The sequence below is a fragment of the Amphritea sp. genome (assembly GCF_016744155.1).
Lineage (GTDB): Bacteria > Pseudomonadota > Gammaproteobacteria > Pseudomonadales > Balneatricaceae > Amphritea.
Genome location: NZ_JADGEW010000002.1, coordinates 60,166 through 85,698 on the forward strand (window position 1 = coordinate 60,166; position 25,533 = coordinate 85,698).

At 46.6% G+C, this 25,533-nt stretch carries 19 protein-coding genes; 14 read left to right on the forward strand and 5 right to left on the reverse strand.

The features are described 5' to 3' along the window. Positions 1 to 209 precede the first annotated feature (209 nt). The 4 genes from QZZ54_RS02935 to QZZ54_RS02950 all read left to right on the forward strand — a co-directional run bounded on the left by QZZ54_RS02935 (position 210) and on the right by QZZ54_RS02950 (position 12,667). A complete protein-coding gene (locus tag QZZ54_RS02935; RefSeq protein WP_290698340.1) occupies positions 210 to 5,003 on the forward strand; it encodes an NAD-glutamate dehydrogenase in 4,794 nt (1,597 codons plus the stop codon). A gap of 380 nt (positions 5,004 to 5,383) precedes the next feature. After that, complete coding sequence (putP, locus tag QZZ54_RS02940; RefSeq protein ID WP_290698343.1) at positions 5,384 to 6,850, forward strand: sodium/proline symporter PutP; 1,467 nt, start codon at positions 5,384 to 5,386, stop codon at positions 6,848 to 6,850. 259 nt (positions 6,851 to 7,109) lie between these two features. After that, positions 7,110 to 10,733, forward strand: a complete 3,624-nt coding sequence (putA, locus tag QZZ54_RS02945; RefSeq protein WP_290698346.1) for a bifunctional proline dehydrogenase/L-glutamate gamma-semialdehyde dehydrogenase PutA — start codon at positions 7,110 to 7,112, stop codon at positions 10,731 to 10,733. Between the two features lie 311 nt (positions 10,734 to 11,044). Further along, positions 11,045 to 12,667 carry a bifunctional diguanylate cyclase/phosphodiesterase gene (locus QZZ54_RS02950; RefSeq protein WP_290698746.1) on the forward strand — a complete coding sequence of 541 codons (1,623 nt, stop codon included), beginning with the start codon at positions 11,045 to 11,047 and terminating at the stop codon, positions 12,665 to 12,667. 43 nt (positions 12,668 to 12,710) lie between these two features. On the opposite strand, the gene QZZ54_RS02955 is transcribed toward QZZ54_RS02950, so the two are convergent. Then, entirely contained in the window at positions 12,711 to 13,409 is a 699-nt protein-coding gene (locus QZZ54_RS02955) for a TatD family nuclease-associated radical SAM protein (RefSeq protein ID WP_290698349.1), read from the reverse strand. A gap of 170 nt (positions 13,410 to 13,579) precedes the next feature. Here QZZ54_RS02955 and QZZ54_RS02960 point away from each other — a divergent pair, with 170 nt between their 5' ends. The 6 genes from QZZ54_RS02960 to QZZ54_RS02985 all read left to right on the forward strand — a co-directional run bounded on the left by QZZ54_RS02960 (position 13,580) and on the right by QZZ54_RS02985 (position 18,031). Then, on the forward strand, positions 13,580 to 13,924 hold the full coding sequence (locus tag QZZ54_RS02960) for a metalloregulator ArsR/SmtB family transcription factor (protein ID WP_290698352.1): 345 nt from the start codon (positions 13,580 to 13,582) through the stop codon (positions 13,922 to 13,924). A 17-nt stretch (positions 13,925 to 13,941) separates the two neighbouring features. Then, positions 13,942 to 14,931 (forward strand): permease, encoded by a 990-nt coding sequence (locus QZZ54_RS02965; RefSeq protein ID WP_290698355.1) that lies wholly within the window; start codon positions 13,942 to 13,944, stop codon positions 14,929 to 14,931. 36 nt (positions 14,932 to 14,967) lie between these two features. Then, a complete protein-coding gene (locus QZZ54_RS02970; RefSeq protein WP_290698358.1) occupies positions 14,968 to 15,204 on the forward strand; it encodes a thioredoxin family protein in 237 nt (78 codons plus the stop codon). 63 nt (positions 15,205 to 15,267) lie between these two features. Next, complete coding sequence (locus QZZ54_RS02975) at positions 15,268 to 16,290, forward strand: ArsJ-associated glyceraldehyde-3-phosphate dehydrogenase (protein WP_290698361.1); 1,023 nt, start codon at positions 15,268 to 15,270, stop codon at positions 16,288 to 16,290. 6 nt (positions 16,291 to 16,296) lie between these two features. Then, on the forward strand, positions 16,297 to 17,511 hold the full coding sequence (gene arsJ / locus QZZ54_RS02980) for an organoarsenical effux MFS transporter ArsJ (protein ID WP_290698749.1): 1,215 nt from the start codon (positions 16,297 to 16,299) through the stop codon (positions 17,509 to 17,511). Between the two features lie 64 nt (positions 17,512 to 17,575). Next, positions 17,576 to 18,031, forward strand: coding sequence for a GNAT family N-acetyltransferase (locus QZZ54_RS02985; protein ID WP_290698364.1), 456 nt, complete (start codon positions 17,576 to 17,578; stop codon positions 18,029 to 18,031). Positions 18,032 to 18,099: 68 nt separating this feature from the next. On the opposite strand, the gene QZZ54_RS02990 is transcribed toward QZZ54_RS02985, so the two are convergent. The 3 genes from QZZ54_RS02990 to QZZ54_RS03000 form a co-directional block, all read right to left on the reverse strand. Then, positions 18,100 to 18,540 carry an adenylyltransferase/cytidyltransferase family protein gene (locus QZZ54_RS02990; RefSeq protein WP_290698365.1) on the reverse strand — a complete coding sequence of 147 codons (441 nt, stop codon included), beginning with the start codon at positions 18,538 to 18,540 and terminating at the stop codon, positions 18,100 to 18,102. A 59-nt stretch (positions 18,541 to 18,599) separates the two neighbouring features. Then, positions 18,600 to 19,244 carry a CDP-alcohol phosphatidyltransferase family protein gene (locus QZZ54_RS02995; RefSeq protein ID WP_290698367.1) on the reverse strand — a complete coding sequence of 215 codons (645 nt, stop codon included), beginning with the start codon at positions 19,242 to 19,244 and terminating at the stop codon, positions 18,600 to 18,602. A gap of 466 nt (positions 19,245 to 19,710) precedes the next feature. Continuing rightward, complete coding sequence (locus tag QZZ54_RS03000; protein ID WP_290698369.1) at positions 19,711 to 20,790, reverse strand: alcohol dehydrogenase family protein; 1,080 nt, start codon at positions 20,788 to 20,790, stop codon at positions 19,711 to 19,713. Between the two features lie 188 nt (positions 20,791 to 20,978). Between QZZ54_RS03000 and QZZ54_RS03005 the strand changes: the two genes are divergently transcribed. The 3 genes from QZZ54_RS03005 (at position 20,979) to QZZ54_RS03015 (ending at position 23,854) form a co-directional block, all read left to right on the forward strand. Then, positions 20,979 to 21,986 carry an AraC family transcriptional regulator gene (locus QZZ54_RS03005; protein ID WP_290698372.1) on the forward strand — a complete coding sequence of 336 codons (1,008 nt, stop codon included), beginning with the start codon at positions 20,979 to 20,981 and terminating at the stop codon, positions 21,984 to 21,986. A gap of 111 nt (positions 21,987 to 22,097) precedes the next feature. Beyond that, positions 22,098 to 22,949 (forward strand): NAD(P)H-binding protein, encoded by an 852-nt coding sequence (locus tag QZZ54_RS03010; RefSeq protein ID WP_290698374.1) that lies wholly within the window; start codon positions 22,098 to 22,100, stop codon positions 22,947 to 22,949. Between the two features lie 68 nt (positions 22,950 to 23,017). Continuing rightward, positions 23,018 to 23,854, forward strand: coding sequence for a sulfite exporter TauE/SafE family protein (locus tag QZZ54_RS03015; protein WP_290698377.1), 837 nt, complete (start codon positions 23,018 to 23,020; stop codon positions 23,852 to 23,854). Between the two features lie 69 nt (positions 23,855 to 23,923). On the opposite strand, the gene QZZ54_RS03020 is transcribed toward QZZ54_RS03015, so the two are convergent. Beyond that, positions 23,924 to 24,376, reverse strand: coding sequence for a fasciclin domain-containing protein (locus QZZ54_RS03020; protein WP_290698380.1), 453 nt, complete (start codon positions 24,374 to 24,376; stop codon positions 23,924 to 23,926). 361 nt (positions 24,377 to 24,737) lie between these two features. Between QZZ54_RS03020 and QZZ54_RS03025 the strand changes: the two genes are divergently transcribed. Next, entirely contained in the window at positions 24,738 to 25,520 is a 783-nt protein-coding gene (locus QZZ54_RS03025) for a hypothetical protein (RefSeq protein ID WP_290698383.1), read from the forward strand. Positions 25,521 to 25,533 lie beyond the last annotated feature (13 nt).

The following is a 25,533-nucleotide window of genomic DNA, read 5'->3' on the forward strand; positions in this document are numbered from 1 at the left end:
AGTGAAAAAGACTTCTATACTTTACCTATACTTTGTTATCAACTGATCTTTAACTGTTTTTAGGCCTATCCTGAGTACTATTGGATAGAATAAAACGGGTATCAGTGCCAAATTGTAACGAGCTATTAAATCGAATTGGCACGGATAAAGGAATAATAATAAGCCGGTACCTGCCGGTCATAGCGAGTGCTATCTGGAGTCTACACATCATGCATGATTTAGTCGGTCTGTCCAAACCACAGATTATTGAACTGCTCAGCGAAAAACTTTGTGCCCAAGTGAGTGAAAGCCTGCATTCGTCAATGCAGGTTTTTACTCAGCAATTTTTGAGTGTTGCTGCACCTGAAGAGTTACAGGGACGTTCGTTAGAGTATATCTATTCTACAGCGTTGTCCTACTGGCAGTTGATGCAGGACTTCGAGGCACCGACACCGGACGTTCGGGTGTTTAATCCTGACTATGAACAGCATGGATGGCATTCCAATCATACCGTTATCCAGATTCATAACGTTGATGTTCCTTTTCTGGTTGACTCTGTAAGGATAGAGTTAAACCGTCGGGAACTAGCTATTTTCAGTGTTAATAACTGTGTGCTGGCGTGTGAACGGACCAAAACTCATAAGCTGAAACAGATTAAGCCAGCCAAAGAGCGCGATGAAAATTCATCGATGGAATCGATGATTTACCTTGAAATTGATCGCCACTCCGACCCTAAGATGTTGGAGGAGCTAAGAAATAGCTTGTTGAGCATTTTGGCTGATGTAAAAGCAGTTGTTGACGATTTCGTACCTATCAAAGAGAAAGTTCTGGAACTGAAAGAGGAACTGCGTAATCGGGATGCAAACAGTCCGGAGATCAAGGAAACCCGGAAGTTACTCGATTGGTTGCTAGATGATAATTTTATTTTTCAGGGTTATGAAGAAGTTGTTGTCAGCCAGAGTAAGGGGAAGGTCTTTACCGATGCGGTAGACGGGACTCAATTGGGGACTCAGCGTCAGGCGCCTGTACGTGCAGAGTTGAGCCAACTAGAACAGCAGTTTGTACTGGCCGAAAAACTGGCAATGTTCAGTAAAGATGTGCAACGTTCCACTGTACATCGATCGGTTTACCGGGATCTGATTATTATTAAGCGGTTTGACGCGCAGGGAGCAGTCATCGGCGAATGTCGTTTTAACGGCCTGTATACTTCCTCTGTTTTCCTGACTAATCCATTACGGATTCCAGTGGTTCGTCAGAAGCTGATTGCCATACTGTCAGAATGTGGATTTGAGCCGGGAGGACATAGCCATAAAGCGCTGGTTCAGATTATCACCGATATGCCGCGTGAAGAGCTGGTTTTGGCTGAAACTGAAGATCTTAAGCGTACCAGCTTTGGCATTTTCAATATGCAGGAAAGACGTCGGGCCTGTCTGTTTGTTCGTCAGGATTCCAGTAAACGCTTTTATTCTTGTCTGTATTATATTCCCCGTGATCTCTATACCACAAAGCTGCGAAACACCGTATTGCATCTGCTCTATAAAGGGCTTCACGGCAGAGATTACGAAGCTAACTCACAGATTTCTGAGTCGATCTTATCTCGAACACATTTTGTAATTTTTAGTGATCCCGATCAGCAGGCCGAAGTGGACATCGCCACCATTGAAGCGCGAATCCTGGAAATATCCCGTTCCTGGGATGATGATCTGAGTGTTAGCTTGATTGATGCTTATGGTGAAGAGAAAGGCAGCCGTTTTGCAAACCGCTTTAATGGTGCTTTCACAGCAGCTTATAAAGAGAACTTTTCTACTGGCAACGCAGTATATGATCTGCAGCATATCTCTTATCTGACATCAGACGACTCGATCGCCATGAGTTTTTATCGCTCATTCGAAGAATCCACGGGCATTTTGAAATTCAAACTGTTCAGTGTTGACCGTCCTTTAGTACTATCCGAAGTCATTCCGTTGTTGGAAAATCTCGGCCTTAAGGTGATGAGTGAGCACCCTTATGTGGTAACCGATCGGGATGAAAAAGAGTACTGGATCAGCGATTTCCGAGTTAGCTATGGGCAGTTGGCGGTTGTAGAACTTGATCAGGTAAAAAGCATTCTGCAGGAAGCCTTTTCTAGAGTCTGGGATGGTCAGGCGGATAGTGATGAATTCAACCGGCTGGTTATCGCCGGGGGGCTGACCTGGCGTAAAGTCGCTATGTTACGGGCTTATGCGCGCTATATTAAACAGTTGCGATTCGGTTTCTCTCAGCCTTTCATGGCCGATGTGCTGGTGCGTAACGTGGCTATCACGCAGCAGTTAGTTGAGTTGTTCCGCAGCCGTTTCCGTCCCGATATGCTGGACCCTGACCGAGAGAAGAAGATAGAAGAAAGCATTCTGGCAGCGTTGGAAGGGGTTAGCAGCCTTGATGATGACAAGATTCTTCGCCGTTTTATGGTCGTGATAAAGTCCACGCTGCGAACCAATTTCTTTCAGCAGATTAATGGTGAAGATAAAGCATATTTCTCCTTTAAAATTGATTCTCAGTCGATTCCAGAGATTCCAGAGCCTAAGCCAAAGTTTGAAGTGTTTATCTACTCTCCAAGAGTTGAGGGTGTGCACCTGCGTGTCGGCAAGGTGGCGCGAGGTGGTTTGCGTTGGTCCGACCGGATGGAGGATTACCGTACAGAAGTACTAGGGCTGGTAAAAGCGCAGCAGGTTAAAAACTCGGTGATAGTTCCGATGGGGGCTAAAGGCTGCTTTATCTGTAAGCGAATGCCTGCGAATGCGGATAGGGAAGTGATTCAGGCAGAAGGCATTGAGTGTTATAAAACGTATATTCGGGGATTGTTGGATATTACCGATAATCTGGTAGCCGGTGAGGTTGTCCATCCTGAATCTGTAATTCGTCATGATGAAGACGATACCTATTTGGTAGTTGCTGCGGACAAGGGTACTGCTACCTTCTCGGACATTGCTAACTCTATATCTGAAGAATACGGTTTCTGGCTGGGTGATGCGTTTGCTTCCGGCGGTAGTCAGGGTTACGACCACAAAGGAATGGGTATTACCGCGCGTGGAGCCTGGGAATCAGTCAAACTTCATTTCCGAGAAAAGGGTTTAAATACCCAACAGGAAGAGTTCACTGTTATTGGCATAGGGGATATGGCGGGCGATGTATTCGGTAACGGCATGCTGCTGTCTGAAACCATCAGTCTGGTGGCTGCATTTAACCATATGCATATCTTTATCGATCCTAATCCAGAAGTAGCCAGCTCGTTCGTTGAGCGTAAGCGGATGTTTGAGCTGCCCCGCTCCAGCTGGTCAGATTACAACGCTAAACTGATCAGTAAGGGCGGTGGTATTTTTTCCCGTTCGGCAAAATGGATCGATATCTCTCCGGAAATGAAAAAGCGTTTTGCCATTACTGCTGACCGTCTAGCTCCAACCGATCTGCTAAATGCGCTGCTGAAAGCCCCGGTTGATATGCTCTGGAATGGCGGCATCGGTACCTATGTGAAAGCCTCCCAGGAAACCCATGCAGAAGTAGGCGACAAGGCTAACGATAACCTTCGGGTGAACGGTCATGAGCTAAACTGTAAAGTACTGGGTGAGGGAGGGAACCTTGGTTTTACTCAGTTAGGGCGAATTGAATTTGCGCTGCAAGGAGGCTCATCAAATACCGACTTTATCGATAATGCCGGTGGTGTAGATTGTTCCGACCATGAAGTTAACATCAAGATACTGCTGAATGAGTTGGTCAATCAGGGCGATATGACCATGAAACAGCGTAATCAGCTGCTCCGTGAGATGACTGATGATGTATCTGTTCTGGTATTGAAGAACAACTATCGTCAGGCTCAGGCACTGAATATTGCAGAAAGTCACGCAAAAGAGTCTTTAGATGACTATCTGCGTTTGATGCAGAGCTTAAAGCGTGAAGGTAAGCTTAATCCAGAGCTTGAGTTCCTGCCGACAGAAAAACAGTTAATGTTGCGTCAGGAGCAGGGCAAGGGGTTAACCCGGCCAGAGCTCTCTGTATTGATCTGCTATGCACGAATTGAGCTGAAACAGGCGCTGATAAACTCATGGCTGACCGACGATAAAGGCTTCGCACGCGAGATGGAGACTGCTTTTCCAGCGCGTTTGTTGGAAGAGTTTCCGGAAGCGTTGCATAACCACCGGTTGCGCCGGGAGATTACGGCAACTCAGATTGCTAATGATTTAATAAATAGAATGGGTATCACTTTCGTATACAGTCTCAGTGCTGCGATCGGTGTTAGCTATGCTCAGATCGCCGCGGCCTATATGGTTGCCCGCGAGGTATTTGATATTGAAAGCCATTGGCAACAGATAGAAGCGCTTGATAATCAGGTTCCAGCTGAGTTACAAGTCACGATGATGAAAGACCTGGTACAACTGTTGGCTCGCGGCACCCAATGGCTATTACGTCATCACCGGGACGGCCTTGATATTCAGCACTGCCTTGAAATTTATAAACCGGCCATTGATCAGGTAGTGATATCAGATGAAGAGATCCACAAAGTAATTCCGGCTGATCGATTGGCTGAAAAATATGAACGTTACACAGGAGCGGGCGTGCCAGCACCGTTATCCGCATTCTGTGCGGCTAGTGAGAATATATACTGGTTGCTGGATGTGATCGATGTTGCCCGCGATACCGATGAAGATGTCGAGCAGGTAGCGAAAACCTATTTCGGCGTTGGTACTAGTCTTAATCTGATCTGGCTGGACCTTCAGATTCGTCAGTTTAGCAGTGTTAATCACTGGCAGGCGCTGGCGAAAAACAGCTATCGTATAGAGCTTGATAATCAGCATCGCGCGTTAACGCTTAAGGTTCTGCAATCTGGCGAACCGGGCAGTAGTGTCGAGCAACGATTAGAGTATTGGCAGCAGAATAAGTCAGTACAACTGGAGCGCTGGCACCATACTCTGAGGGATATTCAGAACACCAAACTGATCGATTGTGCCATTTTCTCGGTAGCCTTAAGTGTTCTGCTAGAGCTGAGTTAATCTGCTATAAGTTCTTGGTCCCAAAAAACGATTCAGAAATATCTTCTGAGTCGTTTTTTTTTGCTTTTCATTATCTTTGTTTATGTTTCATGCTACTGGCGTTAAGGGTTTCTTTTTTTAATGATTTTTTAGATAAAACAAACGAATTTACTTTTTAAGTGTAATAAATAGAGAAAAAGCCTTTTGCTTGTTCGGTAAGCTATGTCGCTCATTTAGCCAAAAATCTGGCCCAGTTGTCCTGAACCGACTCTATCAACGTATAGGGTTGTGTAGAGCGGTTCGTGACAACTGTTTGAGCTGCCACAGGGAGCGCGGTTAAAAAAGAGCCGGTAAGGATACCGGATTAAGAAATAATAATATTTTAACGATGAGGCTCATTAATGATAACGCTTACTTTTATCATCTATCTGATACTGATGCTGGCGATCGGTGTTGTTGCATATCGCCGTACTCAAGATCTGTCTGACTATGTTCTGGGAGGACGTAATTTGGGCCCACTGCCCAGTGCGTTGAGTGCAGGCGCTTCCGATATGAGTGGCTGGTTGCTGATGGGGCTACCTGGCTATGCTATGTCAGCGGGTTATGGTTCTTTTTGGTTGGCCGGGGGCTTGTTGGTCGGTACTTGGTTGAACTGGTTGCTGGTTGCGCAACGTCTGCGGGTTTATTCCGAAGTGGCTGAAGATGCTCTGACTCTGCCTGCTTTCTTTGAGAAGCGTTTCAACGATACTAGCCACAGCCTGCGTGTCGTATCTGCATTCTTTGTACTGGTATTCTTCCTGTTCTATACCAGCTCTGGTCTGGTTGCGGGTGGAAAGCTATTTGAAACCGTATTTGGTTTTGACTACACCATCGCGGTAGTCGTCGGTGCTGTAGCTGTTATTTCCTACACTATGTTTGGTGGCTTCCTGGCAGTTTCCTGGACTGACGTAGTACAGGGATTGTTGATGGTAGGCGCTCTGGTACTGGTACCGGTGATTGCGATCGGTGAGCTGGGAGGTATGGATGGTACGCTGGCAGCTGTTCACGCTAAAAACCCTGAACTACTAAATATGTTTACTGATGCTGATGGTGCACCTATCACCTTGATAGGAACTTTATCGTTGTTGGGATGGGGGTTAGGTTATTTTGGTCAGCCACACATTCTCGCTCGTTTTAAAGGAATTAAGAGCAAAGATTCAGTGCCTGCTGCTCGGCGTATTGCGGTGATATGGAGCGCTATCTCTATGGTGGGTGCTTGCCTGATCGGCCTGGCGGCAATTGGTTATCTGCCAGATGGCCTGGGTGATAGTGAAACTGTTTTTATGGTTTTAGTTGATGCACTTTTTCACCCGGCTGTTGCGGGTATTTTACTGGCAGCGATTTTGGCTGCAGTGATGAGTACTGCTGACTCCCAGTTATTGGTATCTTCCTCTGCACTGGCTGAAGATTTCTATAAGGCGCTGTTTAATAAAGATGCATCGCAGGAAAAGCTGGTTCAAGTGGGTCGTATTGCCGTGGTTGTTATCGCTGTTATTGCAACCTTCTTTGCACTGGATAAAGACTCTAAAGTACTCAGTCTTGTGTCATACGCCTGGGCTGGTTTCGGTGCGGCTTTCGGTCCTGCATTGATTATGTCTTTGTATTGGAAGCGGATGAATAAAGCCGGTGCTCTTGCGGGCATCATTGTGGGCGGTGTGACTGTTGTGGTGTGGAAGCAATTAAGTGGTGGTTGGTTTGATCTGTATGAGATTATCCCAGGTATTCTATTTGCTTTTGTTGCTATTGTTGGTGTCACCTTGGCTACCCCGGCACCTGCGCGCGAAACGGAAGAGTGTTTTGAGCGATTCGAAACTGAATTGAAAAGTTGAGTAGATACTGACTGAAATAAAAAGCCCCGCTAAGCGGGGCTTTTTTGTGCCATGATTAAAGTGAGGCTGGTTTTAAATATGACCTGTTTTTTTACATAAAAAACATAAATAGTCTTTATTTATGTGATAAATAAAAAACAATTCACCATCATGTTTAAGATAATAGGGAATATGATTTATTAACCATGGCTACAATAGAGAGATACAAAGGCAGTGTTTCTGACACATTGAGATGCTGGTAACGATTGAAGGTGAAATTATGACAAATACAACTGACCAGTTCCGGGTAAACATTCGTGAGCACTATCTGGCTGAAGAGAGCCAGGTTATCCGTGAGCTGATGGCCAATGCGCGTATGACAGTAGAAGATCGCAATCAGATCTCTGTTAATGCGGCACAGCTGGTGACCACAGTTCGTAATGAAAGCTCGCCTTCAATGATGGAAAAGTTCCTTGCAGAATATGGCCTGACAACTAAAGAGGGCGTTGCTTTAATGTGTTTGGCAGAAGCGCTGCTGCGGGTGCCTGATGCGGTGACTATAGATGCTCTGATTGAAGATAAGGTTGCATCCGGTAACTGGGGTGAACATTTGGGCAAGTCCAAGTCTTCGCTGGTTAACTCGTCCACCTGGGCACTGCTGTTAACAGGGAAACTGATTGCACCAACAGAAGACAAGGGTATTACTCAGACTCTGCGCGGTATGGTTAAGCGATTGGGTGAGCCGGTTGTCCGTACGGCTGTAGGTCAGTCTATGAAAGAGCTGGGTCGTCAGTTTGTTCTGGGGAGAACAATTGACGAAGCGACTAAGCGTGCCCGTAAACTGGAAAAACAGGGCTACTCTTATTCCTACGATATGCTGGGTGAGGCTGCACGCACCGATGCAGACGCTCTGCGTTATCACCAGTCTTATAGCGATGCTATAGGTAAACTGGCTCCTGCTTGCATTCACAGTGATATTCGGATGAATCCGGGGATCTCGGTCAAGCTATCTGCGTTGCATGCCCGTTATGAGTTTGCTCAGCAAGATAGGGTGATGATTGAATTGGTTGAGCGTACTAAAGCCTTGGCCTTGCAGGCGAAAGAAGCAAATATGGGCTTCAACATCGACGCAGAGGAGCAGGACCGTCTGGATATCTCTCTCGATGTTATTGAAGCGGTACTCTCTGATGAAGCTCTGGCAGGCTGGGATGGTTTTGGTATTGTGGTTCAGGCGTTTGGTCCCCGTGCATCCTTTGTATTGGACTGGCTCTATGACCTGGCAAATCGTCTTGATCGTAAGATTATGGTGCGTTTGGTTAAGGGTGCCTATTGGGATGCCGAGATTAAGCGTTCTCAGGAGATGGGACTGGACGGTTTTCCTGTCTATACCCGTAAAGTTAATTCAGATGTTTCCTATCTTTGTTGTGCAGAAAAACTGTTGGCAATGACTGATCGGATCTACCCGCAGTTCGCCACTCACAATGCTCACTCGGTTTCAGGTATTCTTCATCTGGCACGTCATCTGGATCATGAAGAATTTGAGTTTCAGCGGCTTCACGGCATGGGGGAATCTCTGCATGACGCCGTACTGAAATCAGCAAGCACCCGCTGTCGGATCTATGCACCGGTAGGTGCTCACCGTGATCTGCTAGCGTACCTGGTTCGTCGACTGTTAGAAAATGGGGCGAACAGTTCTTTTGTCAACCAGATTGTTGATACCCGGATTAAACCCGAAGAGATCGCCCGTGATCCGTTCACCGCTGTTGAAAGATTGGGTGAATCTATCAGTAGCAGCGCTATCGCCCGTCCAGTTAATCTGTTTGGTGAAAAGCGTATTAATGCCCGTGGCTGGGATATCACTGATCCTATCCAGGTTACGGCATTAGAAGCGCAACAAAGTAAATTTAAAATGCATCAGTGGTCGGCAACACCTATGATTTCTGGCGAAGTCCAAAGCACAGAAACGACTGCTATTCATAATCCGGCGCTGCCCGATGATTGCGTAGGTCAGGTGATCAATACTTGTGCCGTAGATATAGAGACGGCTATTGGCGCTGCTCAACAGGGGTACAGCAGCTGGTCACAAAAGAGCGCTGAAGAACGGGCGTCATGTCTGCAAAAATTTGCTGATCTGCTTGAAGATAACGCCGCAGAACTCTTTGCACTGACGACCCGTGAAGCGGGTAAAACTTTGCTGGATGCGGTTGGTGAGCTACGTGAAGCGGTGGATTTTGCACGTTTCTATGCTCTGGAGGCTATTCGCAATGAAGCGGCTGGCGAAGCGCGGGGTGTTATTACCTGTATCTCTCCGTGGAACTTCCCTCTGGCAATTTTCTCCGGTCAGGTACTGGCGGCAATCGCTGCAGGTAATGCTGTTTTGGCGAAGCCAGCTGATCAGACGCCATTAGTTGCCGCCCGTGCGGTTGAATTGATGTATCAGGCAGGTATTCCTAAAGATGTGATTCAGTTACTACCGGGTAGCGGTATTGCTGTGGGTGCTCCTTTGACATCCGATAGCCGTATTGCTGGTGTTTGCTTCACAGGCTCAACAGTGACGGCACAACGAATCAATCGGGTAATGGCAGAGAATATGGCTCCAGATGCGCCATTAGTCGCTGAAACCGGTGGCATGAACGCGATGATTGTAGACTCTACAGCGCTGCCAGAGCAGGTTGTACGTGATGTTCTGGCTTCATCTTTCCAAAGTGCAGGTCAGCGTTGTTCTGCATTGCGTGTACTTTATTTGCAGAAAGATATTGCCGATAACCTGTTGGAGATGCTGTTTGGTGCGATGGATGAACTTCAAATAGGTAATCCTTGGGTGCTGAGTACAGATGTAGGGCCGGTTATTGATCAGCTAGCGAAAGATAAGATTGAAGCGCATTGCAGCAAGTTTAGTGCTCAGGGCCGGGTTTTGAAGTCTTTAGCTAAGCCGGATAAGGGGCTGTTTGTTTCACCTACCGTAATCAAACTGGACAGTATTGCTGAGCTAAAAGAGGAGATTTTTGGCCCAATATTGCATGTGGTGACGTTTGAAGCTAACCAGATCGATCAGGTTGTAGATACTATTAATGATACGGGTTATGGCCTGACATTTGGCCTGCATACCCGGGTTGATAACCGGGTGGCACAGATCTGTAACCGTATCAAAGTAGGTAATATTTATGTAAACCGTAACCAGATCGGTGCCATTGTTGGTTCTCAACCTTTTGGTGGTGAAGGTCTGTCTGGTACCGGCCCTAAAGCGGGTGGCCCACAGTACGTGAAACGATTTATGAAAACAGAACCTGTAACAGAAGTAGTGTCTGATTTGATTGCAACGGTTGGTTTTGACAAGTTACAAAAGTCGATGGGTAGTCTTGATAACAGCGATTGGGTTGCGAGAACTGATAAGTCTGAACTGTTACAAGCATTGTTTCCGGAATTGAATGTTTCTTTTGCCGATCTACAGCAAGAGGCGGAAACTATGCCGGGTCCAACCGGTGAGCTTAACCTGCTTTCTACTCACGCCCGTGGAACGATCCTTTGTCTGGGTCCTGATTTGGCAAGTGCCGTGCGTCAGGCTGTATTGGCGCTTTCTCAAGGGAATGCTGTTGTGGTTGTCGCACCCGGTGTTGAAGCTGAGTTTCAGGCTGCGATCGAGAATGGTTTGCCGGTATTAGCGGTTAGTGGTCAGCTTGAATCTCAAGCGTTGGCGGATGTGACTGGTTTGGCTGCGGTAGCAAGCAGTGCAGGCCAGATCACTCTGCATGACTATCGGGTTGCTTTGGCTTCACGTGATGGGGTGTTAATACCACTTATTACTGAGCGTAATGCGGTAGAGCGCTTTGCCCTGGAGCGTCACCTATGTGTCGATACAACCGCTGCAGGGGGTAATGCCAGTCTGATAGCGGCTTCAGAGTAAGCAGGGGTGTTCCCAATTAATCGGGAACAGCGCCATCGTGTGTAACAGAAGTCTCCACAGTTCTTTGTTTTAAGGACTGTATACTAACTTCGGGTAATGGTATTTCCAGACTCGACTTTTTTCTGCCCCTCATTGAGGGGCTTTTTTTTGCATATTTTGTAGGCGGTAATGTCCTCTTCTGTAGTTACTATAGAAAAAACAAATAGACTCACTCACTTTGGTGATTTTTGTCAAAAAGTCATATTGCTAATCTCCGGGTAAGGCTTATGGTTAGGGGAGTGGGATCTACGACAAGGAGTCATGTTGTGAGTATGATAAATAGTTCAACCAGTGATTTTCTGCATAATAATGTCAAAGTGTTTCGTTCAAGGGTTTCGAAAACGGCCTGGCAGGGAATATCTGTAGCCGCTTTGGCATTGATCACGGCAACCTTTGCGGTAGCTTATTTAGAGTCTGGCAATATTAGTATTTCCAGTGTGCTGCATGCCCAGAAGACAAATTTTGCTCTCTGGATACTGGATCTTGTACCCTTCATATTTGCTTTCTGGGGGCAGTATTCCAGTACTGTCCTGGCTTATGAAGCCAGCGCGATGGTCATGGACCAGACCCAAGAACTGCGTGATAAAGCGGACAGCTTTGAAAAGCAGGCCCGTCATAGTATTACCCATGATCTGCTGACCGATATGCCAAATAAAGAACTGTTCTATGACCGGGTAGAGCAACTCATCGTATCGCCCCGTGGTCAGACAGCTTTCTCTGTACTTCTGGTTGAAGTGTCTAACTATAAAGAGATCAGCGATACCCTGGGACGTAATAGTAGTGACAGTCTGATTAAACAGGTCGCGGTTCGCTTAGAAAGTGCGTTTCCCTCTCCGGTGACTATTGCCCGGCTGGAAAATCATACATTCAGCATGCTAATCACTGAACAACTGTCGGAAAAAAAGGTGCTTGATCTGGCTGAGAGTGTTCATCGTGTTTTGCATGATGTTTTTTATATTGAGCAGATTAAGGTTTCGGCCCAGGCCAATATTGGTATTGTACACTTTCCGCTTCATGGTACTGATGTTGATACTTTGGTTCAGCGTGCAGGTATCGCGCTATATATGGCTCAGAATTCCAATAAAGGCAGTGCGGTGTATGACTCCTCATTTGATGCGCATAGCCCGAAACAACTAACCCTGATGAGTGACTTGAGTCATGCTCTCGAAAACCAGGAACTGGAGCTTTACTACCAGCCTAAAATCAAAGTTGCTGACGGTTCTATAAGCGGCGCTGAAGCGTTGGTAAGATGGAATCACCCTAAGCATGGCTTATTGGGTCCCGATCAGTTTATCCCACTGATGGAGCGTACCCGTCTGATTCAGGGCTTAACTTTGTGGGTTATTCAGGAAGGTTTTGCCCAGTGTGCAAAATGGCATAAACAGGGGCTGGACATTATTCTGTCAATAAACTTGTCGGCTAAGGACCTTAATAACCCAGAGTTGCCAGATTTGATATCCGGCATTAAAGGGGCTACCGGTATCAACCCGGAATGGGTTACTTTGGAAATTACCGAGAGCTCAATCATGACCGATCCTGATGCGGCAATGGAGATTATTAAGCGTATACATGATATGGGTTTTCAATTTTCTATCGATGATTATGGTACCGGGTATTCATCATTATCCTATCTGAAAAGCTTACCCCTTAAAGAGCTTAAAATTGACCGTTCTTTTGTTTCTGATATTTTGCGGGACGAAAGTGATGCGGTGATTGTAAACGCCACCATCAATCTGGCTCATAACCTGGGTTTAGAAGTGACGGCTGAAGGGGTCGAGGATCAGGAAACGTTGGAGCTATTGAAAGAAGAGGGCTGCGATTTAGCACAAGGGTTCCATCTGGGGAAACCTATGCCGCAATCAGTGTTTGACCAATGGTGTAGCGAGAATAGCTAATCTTGAACAAGAGTGGGAAGGGTTAGGCGTTTGTTCGAAAGACTTAACCTACTACATCGAGCTCCCGCTGTTTGAACTTTACCCCTCTCGCTTCTGCGAGTTCTCTGCAGGCGTCAATATCGACGCCTTCTAGCCCATTAATTGCACTGGCACTGACATCACTGATATGTTCAGGCGATAGCGCAATAAACTCCAGCATCGCTTCATAAGATCCCTTCAGAACAGGCTGGCAGTGGCGGATATAAACCGCTTCATTCTGGGCGTTGAGTGAGATTGACAGTGCGTCGATGCACTCACTTAACTCTGGCAGGATATTCCGTTTGTTAACCAGGTTCCCTAAACCATCGGTATTCAGTCGGGTCTTTCCCCCATTTTTCTTTACCCAGTGCGCAATTTCCAGCATCGGTTTAAGGCGTAATGTCGGTTCACCATAGCCACAGAATACGACGCTATCGTAATTGTTAGGGTCGCCAATCAAGTCGATGATTTGTTGGGCTGGTGGACGAACTTCTATAGCAAGATCATAGCCTTTTACTTCGGTGCAGCCGTTATGCTTGGGGCAAAATTGGCAGGCGAGGGTGCAGCGATCAGTAAGATTGATATAGAGGTTTTGTTCAATCTGATACACCAGCGTTTCATCATTTGGAATCTCTTTTAGCTGACGTGGCTGGTTAGGTTTCAGCTGTTCTTGAATCGCTTGTTCAAGGGAGTGTTGTTCAGATGAGTGCTTTGTGGAGTGCATTAATAGAACCGCCATAAATTGGGAAAAAAAGGATACCATCAACTGATTCAAATTATGCTGATAAGGGTCAAGAGGTGGAGCTCAAATTTCATATTCATAAACGATTCGCTTTCATATTCAATACTTCGTATATATGATTAATCATATATACGGATTTGGTTATATTAATTATGAACCCGGTAGATTTTTTTAAGTGTATTGCTGATGAAACCCGACTTAAATCTGTTCTTTTGATCAAACAGAAAAAAGAGCTGTGCGTGTGCGAGCTAATGAGTGCACTGGAGTTGAGTCAGCCGAAAGTTTCTCGCCATCTGGCTCAATTGAAAAAGGCTGGTTTGCTGACTGATCGTCGTCAGGGGCAGTGGATTTTCTATAGTATCAATCCTGATTTGTCCAGATGGTGCCGGAATGTGTTGTGGGAAACATCAGTGATGAACAGGGATTATCTCGAAGAGGCTAATCTGCGGTTACAGCAGATGAATGTTCGACCTGATCGTCTCAATGACGTCTGCTAAGCGGAAGGAGGGAACAGATGTTTGAGGTATTCACCAGGCTTGCTGACTGGTTGGCATATGATCTGGCTGGACTTTCATCAGTAACAAAAACGGGTCAGGCGCTACATTTTTTCGTTGAAGACACGACTAAAATCTTTGTTCTCCTTGTGGTCATGATCTATCTGATAGCGCTTGCCCGGGCTTCACTCAATGTGGAGCGCGTACGAGATTTTTTAGCGGGTAAGCATCGTGGGGCTGGTTATCTGATGGGGGCTGGTTTTGGTGCGGTCACACCCTTTTGCTCATGTTCCAGTATTCCGGTTTTCCTGGGTTTCACCTCGGCGGGTATTCCGGTGGGAATTACCATGGCGTTTCTGTTGACCTCTCCATTAATTAACGAAGTTGCCGTACTACTATTACTGAGTTTACTTGGTTGGAAATTTACCCTTGTTTACATTCTCGTGGGTATGATGGTGGGCATTCTCGGAGGCTTTTTTCTAGATGCTATTCGGGCAGAACGTTGGTTGCAATCCTTTGCCTTAAAGGCGCTGGAACAGGGACGACAGAATAGTGCAGGTGGTTCTGTTTCTGCTGATGCAATGTCGATGGCCGAGCGGCACCAGTTTGCCCGCGATGAAACCCTGGAAATCTTTGGCCGGGTGTGGAAGTGGGTGATTATTGGTGTGGGGCTGGGGGCAGCACTGCATGGCTTTGTTCCGGATGGCTGGATAGAAGCTAATCTGGGAGATGGACAATGGTGGACTGTGCCTGCTGCTGTGGGCGTGGGTATCCCTCTCTACTCTAACGCTACCGGTGTTATTCCAGTGATGGAGAGCCTGATCACCAATGGTTTGCCTATAGGTACAACTCTGGCATTTTGTATGAGCACGGTGGCGGCCAGCTTTCCTGAATTTATTTTGTTGAAGCAGGTGATGCAATGGCGTTTGCTAGCGATTTTGTTTGTCATGCTACTGATTGCGTTCACCCTGATTGGCTGGATCTTTAATTTTCTGTTCCCGGTGATATGACCCCAAGACAGAGCTATGAAAACTAAGGAGCGTATTATGAAAACTATCAAAGTGTTAGGCAGTGGTTGTGCTAAATGTACCAAAACTGCAGAGCTGCTTGAAAGACGGGCTACTGAACTGGGTGTTGAAGTGACGGTCGTAAAAGAGACTGATGCTCAGGTGATTATGAGCTATGGCGTGATGCGGACACCGGCCGTGGTGATCGATGAACAACTGGTACATAGTGGCAGTATTCCGACTCAGGTGGACGTCACAGTTTGGCTTCAGAGCTGAAACGCTTTAATAAAAAGTACTATAAAATACGAATAGTAGATTAGCAGTTAAGGGGGTCATAGGGTGGCACTTAAAGTAGGTATAAACGGCTTTGGCCGGATGGGACGATTGGCATTGCGGGCTGCTTGGGACTGGCCTGAACTGGAGTTTGTTCAGATCAACGATCCTGCCGGTGATGCTGCTACCCTGGCGCATTTGCTGACCTTCGATTCCGTTCACGGTATCTGGAAATATGAAGCAACGGCAGGTACTGGTCTTGAGAGTAATCAGATGCTTATCGAAGGTAAGCGCTTGCAATGCACTCAGAATCGAGCGATAGACGATACCGATTGGTCCGGTTGCGATATTGTTATCGAAGCCTCCGGGGTGATGAAGAGCAAAGCGAAGTTACAGCCCTATCTTGATCAGGGGGTTAAGCGGGTGGTAGTGACGGCGCCGGTGAAAGAGGATGGGATTCTTAATATCGTCATGGGGGTTAATCACCATCTATACGATAAGGATATTTACCCGATTGTGACTGCGGCTTCTTGCACCACTAATTGTCTGGCGCCAGCAGTGAAAGTCATCCATGAAAAACTGGGCATTAAACATGGCTCGATGACCACCATTCACGATATTACTAATACCCAGACGATACTGGACGCACCCCATAAAGATCTGCGCCGGGCGCGGGCCTGTGGTACTAGCCTGATTCCGACAACTACTGGCTCAGCGACCGCGATTACCCATATCTTCCCCGAACTTAAGGGCAAGCTGAACGGTCATGCGGTACGAGTTCCGCTGGCTAATGCCTCTATTACTGACTGTGTATTTGAGTTGCAACGGGGTACTACTGAAGCTGAAGTAAACCAGTTACTGAAGCAGGCTTCTGAAACAGAGCTACAAGGGATTCTTGGCTATGAAGAGCGTCCACTGGTATCGGTTGATTATAGAACCGACCCGCGTTCCTGCATTGTCGATGCTCTATCGACCATGGTGGTGAACGAGACGCAACTTAAACTCTTCCTTTGGTACGACAATGAATGGGGCTATGCCAACCGGACCGTTGAACTGGTGCGGATGGTGGCAGAGCAGGAACAGGCGTAAGTTTTGATATCTGCTGTTCGACAACTGACACCCGCGCTGCGGCAGTACCTGATCGTGACAGGAAACTACTGGGCCTTTACCTTAACTGATGGGGCTTTGCGGATGTTGGTGGTGCTACATTTCCATCAGCTCGGTTACAGCCCGTTAGAGATCGCGTTGCTGTTTCTGTTCTACGAATTTTTCGGTGTGCTAACCAACCTACTTGGCGGTTGGCTCGGAGCCCGGATCGGCCTGAACAGGACGATGAATATCGGTCTGGGATTACAGGTGGTTGCATTGGGTATGCTATTGGTGCCTGCTGCTATGCTCACGGTGCCTTGGGTAATGTTGGCTCAGGCGTTGTCCGGGATTGCCAAAGACCTGAATAAAATGAGCGCCAAAAGTTCGGTTAAACAACTGGTCCCGGCTAATGCGGAAGGGGCGCTCTACAAGTGGGTGGCGATACTAACTGGCTCTAAAAATGCGTTGAAAGGAGCGGGCTTCTTTCTCGGCGGCGTGTTGCTATCACTGTTAGGTTTTCAGAGTGCGGTGCTGGTTATGGCTGCTGCGCTGGGTGTAGTGTGGTTGTTAAGTCTGGTGTCGTTAAAAGAGGAGCTAGGGAAGGCGAAAAACAAGCCTAAATTCAGCCAGATATTTTCCAAAAGTCCGGCGGTTAACTACCTTTCTGCCGCGCGGATGTTCTTGTTTGGTGCACGGGATGTCTGGTTTGTGGTGGCGCTGCCTGTCTATTTGGCAAGCACTTTTGGCTGGGATCATTGGTCAGTGGGTGGTTTCTTGGCGCTCTGGGTGATCGCTTATGGGGTTATCCAGTCAGTAGCTCCATATTTTACGGGTAAACGTTCAGGGCGTGTTCCTGGTGGGCGAGAGGCTTTTTTATGGGTTTCAGGGCTCGTTATGTTGCCTGTTATTATCGCGCTTTCACTGACCAATAACGTCTATCCGCAAACAGCCCTGCTGGCTGGTTTACTGCTTTTCGGTGGAGTTTTTGCCATCAACTCCTCGCTACACAGCTATTTGATTGTCAGTTATGCCCGTGAAGATGGTGCTTCCATGGATGTTGGATTCTACTACATGGCAAATGCTATGGGGCGACTGATAGGGACAGTGTTGTCTGGATATCTGTTTCAGGTCGCTGGATTAACCGCTTGTCTTTGGATCTCTGCGCTGTTTCTGGCGATAGCGGCTGCGATCTCTCTTCTACTGCCTGGTAGTGAGTCATAGAGGGTGCTGAATACCTATGCCATCTATCGTTAGAAAAAGCAGAAACCTCTATTCAGGTATTGATATGACTATAACGCTAGCGATTGAAAAAGATATTCCAGAACTCTGTCAGTTGTTAGGTTATCTGTTCGATCAGGAGGCTGAGTTTAAGCAGGATGTCGAGGCTCAACTGCGTGGCTTAAAAATCATTATAGTTACCCCTGAGATCGGCAATATTTTGGTGGCCAGAAAGGAAGGGAAGATCATTGCAATGATTAGTCTGCTCTACAGTGTTTCTACCGCGTTGGGTGGTCGGGTTTGTATGCTTGAAGATATGGTGGTTGCACCTGAATTTCGTGGCTCGAATAGCGGTACTGAACTATTAGAGTATGCTATCGAACATGCTCGGAAGCAGGGAGTGTTGCGTATTACATTGTTGACTGATCAGGCAAATGAAGCCGCGCAGCGTTTTTATCATCGACAGGGATTTAGTCTTTCATCGATGGTGCCAATGCGACGGCTTATTCCTGAGGTTTCCTGATACTTATTTGTCTGTGGCAAGCTATTTGGGATAACCGCACCACAGAGGACACAAAGAGCGTTAGTCTTTCAAAGAATTGTCTGCTCTACATAGTGATCTCTATGTGATTGAGCGATAACATTTTGTTTAATTTGAGTCGAAGATGTACGCGGGTTGTAGTGCACCTGAATAATCTTCTTTCCTTCAGCCTTTAAATAGGTTTCTACCGCCAGGTTATGGGGTTTGTCGCCCCAGTCTTCACCAATAACGAATATGTCGACGTTCAGGTCCTTACAGGCTTCCACGTATTCAAGCTCATAATAAGGCTGTACCTGGTCGACGCAGCTTAAGGCCTCCAGCATCTCTTTTCTTTGATCTAAAGGAATGACAGGTACGTTGGGTTTATATGAATTGACGACTTTGTCAGAAGCCACTCCGACCATAACGTTTCCTAGTGTTTTGCAATATTCTAATAATGCTAAGTGACCTACATGTAATAGATCGAATGTGCCAACTGTGTATACGTTCATATTATAACTCTTTGATAAAACATAATTTAATTGTCTATTTCTGGTTATGCTTGTGTTGTTTATAAAAACTTCAATCCATAAAAAACAGTAATCACAAGGGTATAAATAACGAGAATATAGACATTGTTTGGGTTCCCAGAAAGTTTCGGAGTCTTAATCTGAGATACATTTAAAGCAGCAAGCCCCAGCCCGCTGAGAGATAGAATGACTGTAAACACTGGTACACTGAATACGCTTTCAAAGGCAAATATAAGCACCAGAATCAAACTATTATTGTCCAGTGCCAGGCCTGTATATTTTGAACCGCCAGAAAGCCCATAAGTGCTAAAATAACTCAAACGGATGGCTGCGGCTGATAGCATTATGAATGCGGCGATAAGGAATGCTGGTTCAAACTTCCCATAGCTCATGACAAGAATAGCGGGAGCCACGCCATAGCTGACAATGTCTATCAATACGTCAAGTTGGCCTCCAAATGCACTGTCTTTTCCCGTTCTGCCTTTCATTCTGCGTGCAATGAGTCCATCGGCCCAATCGAAGCCGACAGCCCAAACCATACCGATCATTGCCGCATGAAATACGCCGATAATGCTAAAATAAATGGCTAATAGCGTGCAGGCTAAGCCTGCCAGAGAGCATATGTTAGGCAGATCTTTTACGTAAGACAGTATAGTCGGTTGAGATTGTTCATTAATCGTCGTCATAGTTACCCTAAAGGTGAAGCCAGAATAGATCTCGCCAGCCGATGTGGTTATGAACACCACATAGGCTGCTTGTTGCTATGCACTCCCGGTGCAAGCAATTACAGGCGTCAAAAACGGCTATCGCCAGATCTAAAAGTAAACTCGATTGAGAGTTCGAGGTGAGTAGCTAGAAACAGGAGGTTACGGGAGTAACTGAATGTCGCTGTTGAAACAGCTTATGCGAAGCCAAAGAAAGACTAAGAAATAAGATCGCAAGACGTTGATGCTCTCAGACTTGCCGAAGTTGAATTGTAACACAAGCAGCGTGGACTTACTTTGTATCTTCGAGAATCAGGTTACTTTGTACCCAATATCTTGACGTGAAGGGAATAGCTGACAAAATTGTCGCTATAAGCGCATTAAAAAATGCAATTCTCTAAAAGTAGCAGTGGCCGTTCTTAACAAGCAATAAAGAACCTGCCATAAACTAGTCAGTTGGAGGAATAAGTACAAACTTACCCACGTGTTTTTTCTGTAGAAACTCTTCTTGTGCTTCTGCAATGGATGACAAAGGGAAGGTCTTAGCCAATAGTGGTCGGATCTCCCCCTGTTCAATATATCTCACAATCCTTGGGAAAACAGGTTCGTCCCACAGGGTCGTGCCTATTACCGTTATATCTTTTAAGTACAAATTGCGCATATCAAGGTCAACCATAGGGCCGGCAATAGCGCCTGATGACACGAACCGTCCTCCACGCTTTAATAGTTTAAGCATAGAGGGAAACCCGCTGCCAGCTACGTTATCGACAACAACATCAATGGATTGCTCGCCCAACTCAGCCAATAGATCTACAGACCGGCCGAATACTGAATCAGCCCCGATGGCCTTTACTGCCTGATGCTTCTCGTCACCAGCGATGGCGACAACCTTCGCACCCCTGCGTTTGGCTAACTGCACTGTTGCAGATCCGACGCCGCCAGAGGCGCCGGTAATTAATACTGTTTCTCCTGCGTTTAATGCAGCTTTGTGCAACATATTCTCAGAGGTTCCGTACGCACAAGGAATCGTACCCAGTTCAGCATCAGTCCAGTCACAGGTAACGGGGAATACTTCACTCGCCCTGACCTTAACGTACTGTGCGAATGCGCCATTAAAGTCAGACCCCATCCAGACACTCTCTTGTGATTTAAAACCGTTCTCTCGTATACAGGGGCGAATCAATACGCGTTTACCCAAAAGGTAGTTATCGACTCCTTCGCCGATGCTGACAACTTGCCCGCAACAGTCAGTGCCTTGAATAAAGGGGAAAGGAGTCTTTTCATTCCAGCCGCCATCTATATTCTGAGTGACGTTTTCATTAGATGAAATTTGATTTGTGGATTCAGTGACTGATGAGGAATACCACCCTAATCTTGTATTAATCTCAGTGTTATTGATGCCTGCAGCCAACACCTTAATCAGCACTTCACCCTTCATTATTTCAGGGATAGGGACCTCTCTATAGGCTAGTTTTTCGTATCCGCCAACGTCAGTTGTGACAATAGCTTTCATTGTGTTACGAGCCATATATGTTGATTCCTAGGGCTGAGGCATGCGCATTGAGTTTGCCAGAAAACGTTTAGGATAGAGAATCTCAATCCTAAGAGAGTTAGCTCAATCAAACAAGCCACTGGCCTTTGTATGCCTCTAACTGAACCCTAGAGACACACAATACGCGGGCTTTCATTTGTTTCTTAAGCTGATAACCTAAACAGATGGGACAAGTAACCTCGCTTTTTGTTAGAAAAGTTATTAATGAAGCCGACGAGAGTATCGATAAGGAACAATTGTTGCGCTCCGTAGGCATCGTACCTGAAAGTCCGGTAGATCCGACGCATATGCTATCGGATAAGGAGTATTACGTACTGCTTGAAAGGCTCGCTGCACTGGACGCTAATGGCACAACAATACCCCTTAGAGTGGGTGCGGCGATGTGTTGTAATGACTACGGTGCCTTCGGTCTTGCCTGGAAGTCAGCGACTCACCTTCGAGGCTCGTTTGATCGGGCCGAACGCTATGCTCGAATACTGACCACTGTGTCTACTTATGAAGTTGAAGCGGTCACTCAGGGGGCATTCATTCACCTTCATCGAACTGGTGACCGACGTCTGGGTATGCGTTTATCCAACGAAGCAACCTTAGCTAGTATTACTTCGATCAGTCGAGAGGTATCCACTCGGGTGTTCAAACCGGTTGCTGTACATTTCAAACACTCAGCGCCAAAGTCTGTAACTGCTCATGAAGCCTATTTCGGGTGTCCGGTTAGTTTCGAATCAGACCGAGACGCACTGCTAGTTTCTACAACTAGCTTACAAACGCCGAATAAGCTTGGTGATGAAAGTATTTCCCAATTTTTTGATACACACTTGAGATCTGAAGTTGAGAAGCTTAGTGAAGATAATTCACTCGATCAGCAGGTTCTTACCCGTATATCAAGGTGCTTAAGTGAAGGTTTACCGACTATAACTGATATAGCAGGGCACTTTGGTATGAGTGGTCGAACATTGCAAAGACGGTTATCGGAACTGGGTTATTCCTATCAGACGCTGGTGGATGAGTCACGAAGACAGCTAGCCGAGCAACTATTGCAACAGACTGGGTACTCCCTGGCTGAAGTGGCATTCATGACCGGTTTCTCAGAACAAAGTGCCTTGACCCGTGCCTTCAAACGTTGGCAGGGGCAAACTCCTCGCTCATACCGACTTAGCTTTCAATCCAAATAGCCAGACGATGAAACTTGGCGTCTGAGGTCAAAAGGTTGGCCGGGCTCGTCAATATTCCCGTGGGTAAATGCCTTAAATTTATAGCTTGCAATCAACACATAGGAGCAAGCTATGAACACTCATTCAAATCAATTGACTAACGGACTCACTCTGGTGCTCGGTGCGACCGGGAAGACGGGCAGCAGGATCTGTGCGGGTTTAGCCGCCTTAGGTGTCCCTCTCCGCAAAGGCTCTCGTTCAGCTTCGCCATCTTTCGACTGGAATAATGAAGCAGGTTGGGATGGTTGTCTTAAGGATGTTGAAGCGGTCTATATCAACTATGCGCCAGATCTGGCGATTCCCGGTGCAACCAATTCAATACGTGCTTTAACTGAAACGGCTAGGCGGGTTGGAGTAAAGCGTTTGGTGTTACTGTCCGGTCGGGGAGAAGCTGAAGCTCAGGCGTGTGAGAAAATTGTTCAGGAAAGTGGCGTTGACTGGACTATTGTTCGCGCCAGTTGGTTTAATCAGAATTTTTCCGAAGGTGCGTTTATCGATATGGTCCTCGGGGGGCAGATTACCTTGCCCGCTGGCGATGTGCCTGAGCCGTTCGTGGATGTTGACGATATAGCAGAAGTGGTTATCACAGCGTTAACCCAGCCAGGGCATAAAGGAGAGATTTACGAGGTCACTGGCCCGCGTCTGATGACCTTTGCCGATATTGCCGGCGAACTGTCAAAAGCAACTGATCGCGAGGTTGCCTATGTTCAAATTCCGCACGCCGCTTTTGTGGCTGGCGTAACAGAATCTGGCGCGCCAAAGGAGGTTGCCTGGATGTTGGATTATCTGTTCACGACAGTACTTGATGGCCGGAACGCTTATCTGAGTGACGGGGTTGAGCGTGCGCTTGGCCGCCCGCCCAAAGATTTCTCAGAGTATGCTCGCAGTGTGGCCGAGACAGGGTTGTGGCGGACTGAGATGTAAAATTTACTATTGCTGGTATTATCCTGAACAAATCCGCCCCTCATCTTACTCAGGAACTTAGTTAGGCTATGGATATTTTTGCAGACTATTCAGTCAGTTGGCTTGTTGGATTAGCGCTGTCTTTGATGGTGACTGGTATAGTTGCCGGTCTTATGGCCGGTTTACTGGGTGTGGGCGGCGGGATTGTAATTGTACCAGTGCTCTATCACCTGTTTACCTTTCTGGGGGTTGATGAAACGGTACGAATGCACGTGGCGGTGGGGACCTCTCTGGCTACGATTATTCCTACCTCGATAATATCAGCACGCTCCCATTATCTGCGGGGTAGTTTGGATAGAAATCTGCTGAAAAAACTGGTGCCCGGCGTCATTGTTGGTGTTGTTATCGGCGCTATCGCCAGTGGTTACCTGAATGGCAATATATTAACCGCGGTGTTCGCCTCCATAGCGTTGTTGGTATCACTGAATATGGCATTTAAGAAAGAGGGCTTTAGCATCGCGGATGGCCTTCCTGGTCCGGCTGGTTCAGGTCTGATCGGTGCTTTCATCGGAGGTATTTCTGCCCTGATGGGAATCGGCGGTGGCACGCTCAGTGTACCTATCTTAAGTGCTTTGCGAGTGCCGATGATAAACGCGGTTGGGACGGGCGCAGCCCTGGGCCTAGTCATCAGTGTTCCGGGTGCGATAGGTTTTCTGATAAATGGCATCGGAGTTGAGTCACGTCCTCCGCTCACCCTGGGCTATATCAACCTTATTGGTCTTGCGTTGATTGTCCCTGCTACTATGTTGATGGCCCCAGTCGGTGCAAAACTTGCCCATGCGATCAATGCAAAACTGCTGAAACAACTCTTTGCCCTGTTTCTCTTCATCACCGCGTTGCGGATGTTTTATGGTTTGGCTAATTAAGTTCTCTTATCCTCTGTGGAAGGTTCTTACCGTTATAAACCCAAAAGAGCCCATACGGGCTCTTCTAATTTAGAAGTACATCACCCAATCAGTTATAAAACTGAAGGGGGGCAATATCACAGTGTCGATCACATGAATAACACCATTTCGTGCGCTGATATCAGCAACGATAACGCTGGCATTATTGATCATCACTTTCTTGCCATTCATGCTGATATCGATCATCTCACCTTGAACCGTTGCGGCTTTTGACAGAGTCATCGCTGTGGCCGCATCTACTTTGCCTGACACTACATGATAGGTTAGAACGGCTTGTAACTGCTCTTTGTTTTCTGGCTTAAGCAGGTTTGCCAGTGTTGCTGCAGGGATTTTACTGAAGGCTTCATTGGTGGGTGCAAAGACCGTGAATGGACCATCGCCATCCAGTACAGAGACCAGGTCTGCGGCTTTAAGTGCAGTGACCAGAGTAGTAAAGGAATCATCTCCGACTGCAATATCCACAATAGTTGGTTTCTCTTTCATGCCCCCTGCAAATGCTATAGTGGGGGTTAGAAAGAACGCGCAAATAATATTTCTTATACTTTTCATTTTATTATTCTCAAAGTTCTTTTGATAAACCTTTAGGTGACTTCATATATATCGGAGGGTTGTCGGGCTCCCAAATGATGCTGAAGCTGTGTCTGTTACGCCTGGTATTTTCAAATAGATCAAAAAACAATCAGAGGGCGACAGTAGGGTGTATCTGTTCATTTGCTTTGAAAGGTTAAATGCTGATTTACATATAGACTTGAATTAGGGCTAATATTTGAACCTAAGCAGTAGATTTAAGCTAAAGATTCAGTTTCAATCTATCCCTACATTTTTGAGATTTATAGGAAAGTTAATGCAACAGGCAGATATTCAGGCGGCAGCAGAAACCTTAGTGAGTCGTCGACTGGATAATCGACTAACCGGCCCCTTAGAGCCACAGTGTCGACCTGAGACTGTGGATGATGCATTGGCTATTCAGCAAGCGGTAATTGGGCTGACATATGGTGGTGTGGGTGGTTGGAAGTGTGCGCTGCCTATCGACATTGATGGTTTAAAAAATGTGCCGGTTATCGCTCCCATCTATACTGAAACCCTCTATAAAAGCTCTTCTTGTTCAATGAATACGGATGAGGGTGTATACAAAATAGAGCCGGAGATCGCTTTTCAATTTGGACAGACCCTTCCCAGCCGTAAAGAACCCTATACTGACGCGGAAATTATTGCGGCGTTGTCGGGTGCCCGATTATCCCTGGAGCTGATTCAGAGCCGCTATCTCGAACCCGACTCGATCAGTTATCTTGAGCATCTGTCGGACTGTCTGTTTAATCAAGGGCTTTGCCTTGGCCCTGAAATAACCCTTGAAGAAGCGTTAAGTACATCAGAAATTGAGTTTGCCCTGAAGATAGGTTCTGCATCAGAGCCTGTTAAAATTGAGGGCAAGCATCCGAACGGCTATCCGCAGATACCGCTGTTTTGGCTAGTGAATTTCCTTAGACAACGAGGTTTGGCTATTGAGACGGGACAGTGGGTGATTACCAGCTCCTATGCCGGAGTTATTGAAATACCACCCGATATGCCTTTTACCTTAGCCTATGAGAAATTAGGTGAGATTTCTTTGCAGTTTGAGCTAAACTAACTACTTAATATTT